We start from the raw sequence: 6870 nt of genomic DNA on the forward strand, positions 1-6870 counted from the left end.
GAGTGAACGGCCTGTTGGTCTCGTCTATCGAGGTGAACGGTCCGTTCGCACACGGGACCAGTGCCATGGGGGGTGAGGTGAACGGCCTGTTCGCATCGATAGGCGAGGTGAACGGTCCGTTCGCTCGTTGCCGTCGCGGACGCGCCGCCGCGCGAACGAGATCCGGGTTCGTGGTCAGAGGCGGGTGATGACGTCGAAGTCGTAGCCGTCGGCCACCGCCAGGTGGACGTGCTGGGCCGCCTGGTGGCCGCGGAACTCGACCGTGCCGCGCGGGCCCTGGTAGGCGGTGCCGTCGATGGCCGCGTTGAACTCCGCCATGCGTGCCGAGCCCGCTCGTCGCGCCAGCTTCGCCAACGTGCGCAGGCCCTCGTAGCAGGATTCGGCGGCGTTGTTCAGCGGCGGCGCCGACGGGCCGTGCAGCCGGGTGTACGCGCCGAGCAGGTCCATCGCGTCCGCCGTGGCCAGCGACCGGAAGTATCCCGCCGAGACGAACAGGTTCCGGGTCGCGTCCAGGCCGCTGGCGAGCAGCATGCTCTCCTCCATCAGCGGGCTGAACCGCACCAGGCGTTCGTGCAGGCCCTGCGCGGCGAAGGCGCGGTTGAACCGCACGGCGTCCTGCCCGACGAGCAGCATCAGCACGCCGTCGCACGGGGAGTCGGCCAGTTGCCTGGTCACCTGCCGCATGTCTCCGGTGCCCAGGCCGACGAAGGTCTCGCCGACGATCCGCAGGTCCAGTTCGCGCGCGAAGGCGCGGACCGCGGCGGTCGAGCCGCGCGGCCAGACGTAGTCGTCGCCGACCACGAACCAGCGGCGCACACCGGCGTTGTCGCGCAGCCACCGCAGCGCCGGAGCGATCTGGAAGCGCGGCGTCTCGCCGGAGCAGAAGATGCCGGCGCGCCGCTCGCCGCCTTCGTAGAGCGAGGTGTAGACGTAGGGCACGCGGTCGGCCACGGCCGGCGCGATCGCGTGCCGCACCGAGGAGATGTGCCAGCCGGTGACCGCGTCGATCTCCCCGGCCGCGACCAGCCTGCCGACCTCCGCGGCGACCTCGCGCGGCGGCGCGCCGCCGTCCACGACGTGCACGGCCACCTCGCGGCCGAGGATCCCGCCGGCGTCGTTGAGCTCCTGCACCGCGAGTTCGGTGATCGCTTCGCAGGACGGGCCGAACAGGCCGGCCGGGCCGCGCAGCGGGATCACCATGCCCACGCGCCACCTCGCGGCGCGTTCGCGCACCGCTGGGCCGAATGCCATTCGCGGCTCCGAAAATGGCGAGAGTCTCGATCGCTTCCAGGTGGAAGTCTTACGATTCCCGCGGGGTAGCGCAAGAGTGAGGATCGGGGAGCATGGCAGCAGGTGACGTCGCGGCGAGCCCGCCGCTGACCAGGACGCTGGCCCGGGCCGCGCGCGCGGTCACCGCGAGCGTCGAGCAGGTCGTCCGGCCGGAGGGACTGACCTTCGACCAGTGGCTGGTGGTGGAAACCCTGGCGGCGGAGGGAAGTCTGGCGATGGCCGAGCTCGGTGAGCGCACCATGATCACCGGGCCGACCCTGACCCGGCTGGTGGACCGGCTGGTCACGACGGCCCTGGTGTACCGGGAGGTGGACCCGGCGGACCGCCGCAAGGTCCTGGTGCACCTGAGCCGCCGGGGCGAGGGGCTGCACCGGGAGGTGGCGCCGAAGGTCGCCGAGGTCGAACAGCACCTCCTGAGCGGTCTCAAGCGCGCCGGGGCGGTGCTGGAAGCCCTGGAGGGCATGGCGGAGCGCTGATGCGTCAGCGCGAGCGGGCGAGCCGGAACCCGAGGTCGTCGGTGCGCAAGGTCGGGTGGCTCTTGCGGCGGCACGACGCGCGGCATCCCCGGGGCGGGTCGTACCAGCCGCCGCCGCGGAACACCCGGTACGGGCCGTAGACCTCGGGATCGTAGACGTCCCAGCACCATTCCCACACGTTGCCGATCATGTCGTGGAAGCCCCACGCGTTCGGCGCCCTGGTCGCGACCTCGTGCACCTCGTCGCCGGAGTTCCCGCGGTACCAGGCGATCTCGTCCAACTCTCCATAGTGGACCCCCGAGGTCCCGGCCCGGCAGGCGTGCTCCCACTCGGCCTCGGTCGGGAGCCGGAAGCCGTCGGCGGACCAGTCGCAGGTCACCTCCCGCGCGTCGGGGTCGTCGCCGATCGAGTAGCAGGGCTGGAGTCCCGCCGATGCCGAGAGCAGGTTGCAGAACCGGACGGCATCCTGCCAGCAGACCTCGGTGACCGGCGTCCGCGGCCCCGCCGGGCTCGCCGGCGCGTCGCCGGTGACGGCGCGGTACAGCTCGCGGGTCACCGGGTGCGCCGCCAGCAGGAAGTCGCCGACCTCGACCGGCCAGTTCGTCTTCGTGCCCTCGTCCCGCAGGACGATTTCGCCGCCTGGGACGGCGATCATGCCCAGACCTGCTGGTGGCTCAGGCATCGTCGGACTCCTCGGCGAGCAGCCCGTTGTCGCCTTCGAGTACGGCGTGCAGCAGGTTCAGCAGCTCGGCGGTCGCGGCGGCGCCGCCGAGGATCACGATCTTCAGGCGGCTGCGCTCCTCGTCGTGGACGGTCTGGATGCGCAGCGGGTGCGGGGCGCCGTTCGCCTCGGCCTGGACGAGCGTGCCGATGCGATCGGCCGCGGCGCGGTCGACGCCGTCGATCTGCACGATGCTCGACACCTCCACCGCCCCGGCGGGCCGGCCCGATGGGGGCTGCGGGCGGCCGGTCAGCGCCTCCAGGTCGGCGCGAGCGATCCGGTACTGCTTGCCGATCCGCACCGCCTTGAGCCGCCCCGAGCGGATGTAGCCGCGAACGGTGCGCACGTGCAGCCCGAGTCGATCGGCCACCTGCTCCACAGAGTACATTTCTTCCTTCATCGTTCCCCAATGTAGTCCAGATAGGGAGCGATAAGGAAGTTTTCAGAGATATGACGCGTGCCATGAACGGATAGGCGTTCGCTCGTGCCTTGACGTGGCGATGCCGCTTGGTGGCCGTGCGGGCCTCCGCGGCAGCACCCGGGCGCACGGCCGCGGGAACGACGGCGTCAGTCGAGGGCGATGTCCTTGGTCTCCGGCATGCGGTACGCGACCACGGTGCTGATCAGCAGCAGGATCACCGCGTAGCCGAGGAACACGTCGCCGCGGCCGCTGCTGGCCAGCCAGGTCTGCAGGTACGGCGCGCTGCCGCCGAACGCCGCCGTCGCGATGGCGTACGGGAAGCCGGCGCCCGCCGTCCGCATCCGGGTCGGGAACAGCTCCGCGTACACAGTGGGCATGATCGCCGGTCCCGGGGCGATGACCAGCAGCGCGACGATCATCGCGACCGCGAACTGCCAGATCTGGTCCTGGATCAGCCAGCTCAGCGGGTAGATGACCACGGCGCTGCCCACGAAGGACATCAGCAGCACGGGCCTGCGGCCGATGCGGTCCGAAAGCGCCCCGAACCACGGCAGGACGAGGATGAACACCGCGTTCGCCAGGGCGCCGACCCACAGCGCCGCGGACGGGTCCAGGTGGTGGACGCTGATCGCCTGCGCGGGCGCGGAAACCACCCAGGTGTAGAACACCACGGTGCTGCCGACGGTCAGCCCGATCACCCGCAGGCACGCGGTGCGCTGCTCCCAGAAGCTCCGCCACAGCGGCGGCCGGTTCGTCGTCCGCTGCCGGTCGAAGACCTGCGTCTCGGCCAGCCGCAGCCGCATCACGAGGGTGTAGAGCCCGACGACGCCGCCGAGCAGGAAAGGCACCCGCCAGCCCCAAGCGCTCATCGCGCCCGGCGGCAGCGCGCCCGCCAATGCGGCGGCGAGCGCGGAGCTCGCCAGGATTCCGCAGGTTCCCGAGGTGTAGACGAGGCTGGACCAGATCCCGCGCCGGCCGCGCGGCGCCATCTCCGCGATGTAGGTCTGCACCGCGGGCATCTCGCCGCCGTGCCCGAGCCCCTGGCACAGCCGGGCGACCACCAGCAGCAGCGCCGCGCCGATGCCGATCGTCTCGTACGTCGGCGCGATGCCGATCAGCAGGCTGCCGCCGGAGGCCAGCGCGATGGAGCCGACCATGGCGGAGCGGCGGCCGATCCGGTCGCCGAACCAGCCGAACAGCAGCCCGCCCAGCGGCCGCATCAGGAACCCGACGGCGAAGATCGCCAGGCTGGACAGCACGGCGCTGGTGCTGTCGTGGGCGGGGAAGAACTGCGCGGCGAAGAACGGGGTGAAGACGGCGTAGGCGTTCCAGTCGAACCACTCCAGCGCGTTGCCCGCGCCGGTGCTGACGATGGTCCGCCACTTCCGGGGCGTTGTGCGGTCGGTTTCGGTGATCACGGCTGGCTCCGGGCCAGGCGGCGGATCGCAAGTTCGGCGTAGAGCGCGGCGCCGTCGGCGAGCACGCTGTCGTCGAAGACGGCGAACGGGGAGTGGTTGTCCGGCGCGGTGGCGGGATCGCGGTCCGGCGGGCACGCGCCCAGGAAGATGAACGCGCCCGGAACCTGTTCCAGCACGCGGGAGAAGTCCTCGCCGCCGGTGACCGGGCGGTCCAGCCAGGAGAACCGGTCACCGTGGGCGTCCGCCGCGACCTGCGCGGCGAACTCCGCCTCGGCGTCGTCGTTGATCGTGGCGCGCACGTACTCGGTGAGGTCCACGTCGACCTCGACGCCGTGGGCCGCCGCGATGCCGTTGCACACGGCGTCGATGCCCGCCCAGACCGCGTCCCGCGAAGGGGCGGAGAACCAGCGCAGCGAGCCGTCGAAGACCGCTTCGCCGGGGATCACGTTGCCCGCGTCCCCGGAGTGGAAGCTGCCCACCGTCAGCACCACGGTCTCGAACGGATCCACAGTGCGCGCGACCAGCGCCTGCAGCGCGCCGACCATCTCGCAGGCCGGGGCGATCGGATCCTTGGCGCGGTGCGGGGTGGAGCCGTGGCCGCCCGCTCCGCGCACCGTCACCCGGAGCAGGTCGCCGCCCGCCATGAGCGGGCCGCGCCGGGTGGTGAAGGTCCCGAGGTCGTGGCGCGCGGCCTGGACGTGCATGCCGTACGCGGCGACCGGGTGCGATCCGGAGGCCTTCAGCACGCCTTCGGCGATCATCTTCCCGGCGCCGTCGCAGCCCTCCTCGCCGGGCTGGAACATCAGCACCACGTCGCCGGCCAGCTCCGCGCGCCGCTCGGTCAGCAGCCGCGCGGCGCCGACCAGCATCGCGGTGTGCAGGTCGTGCCCGCAGGCGTGCATCCGGCCGTCGATCCGGGAGGAGTAGTCCACGCCGGTCTGCTCGGTCACGGGCAGGGCGTCCATGTCGGCCCGCAGCAGCACCGTCGGGCCCGGGTGCGCGCCGCGCAGCACCGCGGTGATGGAGCTCAGCCCGTTACCGGTGGTGATCTCCAGCGGCAGGCCGTCCAGCGCGGCCAGCACTTTTTCCCGGGTGCGCGGCAGATCCAGCCCGACCTCGGGTTCGGCGTGCAGCTGCCGCCGCAACCGCACCAACTCGTCCTGCAGCTCGCGTGTGGACAACGGCAGTCCCCTCATCTCATGATCACGTCACGGTCAGGATGACCGCCCGCCGCCCGGGGAACACCAGAATGTCGGGAAACCGTTGCGGAAGCGCGGTTGCGTGCAGGAAACGATCAGGACAGCGACAGGCCGAGCTCTTCGAGCGATTCCTGCGGCCGGGACAGCGCCTTCGGTCCCATGCCGTGGAGCTTCTCCAGCTCGGCGGCCGGAACGCCGTCGAGCTGCCGCAGTTCGGGGTAGCCGGCCGCGTTCAGCTCCCTCGTCGCGGGCGCGCTCACGCCGCGGGGAAACCGGAGTCCGCCATGCCCGGGAGCGCAGCGCCACCTGACCGGCATCTTGTGTGCCAGATCACCCTTGCGTAGGCTGCGCTCATACCGACTGGTCGGTACCGACTTGTCCGGGCGACACCGCCGTTCCCCGAACCGACGGAGTGGGCATGGGATTCAACCTGGCGACGATGCTGCGCGAATCTGCGACCGAGCGGCCCGAGCGGCCACTCCTGCACTTCGGCGCGCAGGCCATCACGTACCGGGAGGTCGACGAGCTCAGCGGGCGCGTCGCGGCCGGACTGCAGGCGGCCGGGCTGCGCCGCGGCGACAAGGTCGTCGTGCACCTGCCGAACGTGCCCGAGTTCCTGTTCGCCTACCTCGGCATCCTCAAGGCCGGCCTCGTGATGGTGCCGCTGAACCCGATGCTGCGGGCGTCGGAGATCGCCTACCACCTCGCCGACAGCGAAGCGACGCTGCTGATCACCTTCGAGTCCTTCGCGGACGAAGCCGTCAAGGCCGCGGGCGAGGTGCCGGTCTACGTCGTCGGCTCGGCGGCTCCCAGCGGTACGAAGCCCTTCGAGGAGCTGTGCGCGGCCGAGGACACCGGCGAGATCACCGCCGTGGAAGCCGATGACACGGCGGTCGTGCTCTACACCAGCGGCACGACCGGTCAGCCGAAGGGCGCCGAGCTGACGCACTTCGAGCTGTTCATGGCCTGCACCGTCGGCGGCGAGCGGTTCGGCGTCTCCGAGGACGACGTGAGCGTCGTGGTGCTGCCGCTGTTCCACGTGTTCGGGCTGGTCACGGTGCTCGGCCCGGTGATCAGGTTCGGCGGCTCGGCGGTGCTCATCCCCAAGTTCGACACCGGAGCCGTCCTGGACGCGATCGAGCGGCACCGCTGCACGATCTTCTCCGGCGTGCCGACGATGTACTTCGCGCTGCTCGGCGAGGACCTCGCCGGCCGGGACCTCTCCTCGCTGCGGGCCGGGATCTCCGGCGGCGCGGCGATGCCGGAGGAGGTGCTGCGGGAGTTCGAGTGGAAGGTGCCGGGCATCGTGGTGCTGGAGGGCTACGGCCTGTCCGAGACCGCCGCC

At 71.5% G+C, this 6870-nt stretch carries 8 protein-coding genes; 2 read left to right on the forward strand and 6 right to left on the reverse strand.

Features of this window, described 5'->3' with window-relative positions; all coding sequences use genetic code 11:
• Positions 1-174 precede the first annotated feature (174 nt).
• Positions 175-1251: a substrate-binding domain-containing protein gene (locus tag ACWEV3_RS39430; RefSeq protein ID WP_452618792.1), complete on the reverse strand. Its 1077-nt coding sequence runs from the start codon at positions 1249-1251 to the stop codon at positions 175-177.
• Between the two features lie 92 nt (positions 1252-1343).
• Between ACWEV3_RS39430 and ACWEV3_RS39435 the strand changes: the two genes are divergently transcribed.
• Positions 1344-1766, forward strand: a complete 423-nt coding sequence (locus tag ACWEV3_RS39435) for a MarR family winged helix-turn-helix transcriptional regulator (RefSeq protein WP_452618793.1) — start codon at positions 1344-1346, stop codon at positions 1764-1766.
• Positions 1767-1770: 4 nt separating this feature from the next.
• Here ACWEV3_RS39435 and ACWEV3_RS39440 read toward each other — a convergent pair whose 3' ends face one another.
• The 5 genes from ACWEV3_RS39440 to ACWEV3_RS39460 all read right to left on the reverse strand — a co-directional run bounded on the left by ACWEV3_RS39440 (position 1771) and on the right by ACWEV3_RS39460 (position 5785).
• Positions 1771-2448, reverse strand: a complete 678-nt coding sequence (locus ACWEV3_RS39440; protein WP_452618794.1) for a formylglycine-generating enzyme family protein — start codon at positions 2446-2448, stop codon at positions 1771-1773.
• Positions 2441-2887: a helix-turn-helix domain-containing protein gene (locus tag ACWEV3_RS39445; protein WP_452618795.1), complete on the reverse strand. Its 447-nt coding sequence runs from the start codon at positions 2885-2887 to the stop codon at positions 2441-2443. Before ACWEV3_RS39445 ends, ACWEV3_RS39440 begins: the two co-directional genes overlap by 8 nt.
• A gap of 167 nt (positions 2888-3054) precedes the next feature.
• Positions 3055-4326 carry an MFS transporter gene (locus tag ACWEV3_RS39450; RefSeq protein WP_452618796.1) on the reverse strand — a complete coding sequence of 424 codons (1272 nt, stop codon included), beginning with the start codon at positions 4324-4326 and terminating at the stop codon, positions 3055-3057.
• Positions 4323-5522 carry a M20 metallopeptidase family protein gene (locus ACWEV3_RS39455; protein WP_452618797.1) on the reverse strand — a complete coding sequence of 400 codons (1200 nt, stop codon included), beginning with the start codon at positions 5520-5522 and terminating at the stop codon, positions 4323-4325. The genes ACWEV3_RS39450 and ACWEV3_RS39455 overlap by 4 nt, the downstream gene beginning before the upstream one ends.
• A gap of 98 nt (positions 5523-5620) precedes the next feature.
• On the reverse strand, positions 5621-5785 hold the full coding sequence (locus tag ACWEV3_RS39460) for a hypothetical protein (RefSeq protein ID WP_452618798.1): 165 nt from the start codon (positions 5783-5785) through the stop codon (positions 5621-5623).
• A gap of 158 nt (positions 5786-5943) precedes the next feature.
• Between ACWEV3_RS39460 and ACWEV3_RS39465 the strand changes: the two genes are divergently transcribed.
• The coding region (locus ACWEV3_RS39465) for an AMP-binding protein (protein ID WP_452618799.1) at positions 5944-6870 on the forward strand (927 nt) is incomplete at its 3' end.

Source organism: Saccharopolyspora sp. NPDC003752, assembly GCF_053605825.1.

What these genes read in the sequence shown, in the direction of transcription:
- ACWEV3_RS39430 (WP_452618792.1), bottom strand. Translation starts at nt 1,251, where the DNA reads ATGGCATTCGGCCCAGCGGTGCGCGAACGCGCCGCGAGGTGGCGCGTG.
- ACWEV3_RS39435 (WP_452618793.1), top strand. Translation starts at nt 1,344, where the DNA reads ATGGCAGCAGGTGACGTCGCGGCGAGCCCGCCGCTGACCAGGACGCTG.
- ACWEV3_RS39440 (WP_452618794.1), bottom strand. Translation starts at nt 2,448, where the DNA reads ATGCCTGAGCCACCAGCAGGTCTGGGCATGATCGCCGTCCCAGGCGGC.
- ACWEV3_RS39445 (WP_452618795.1), bottom strand. Translation starts at nt 2,887, where the DNA reads ATGAAGGAAGAAATGTACTCTGTGGAGCAGGTGGCCGATCGACTCGGG.
- ACWEV3_RS39455 (WP_452618797.1), bottom strand. Translation starts at nt 5,522, where the DNA reads ATGAGGGGACTGCCGTTGTCCACACGCGAGCTGCAGGACGAGTTGGTG.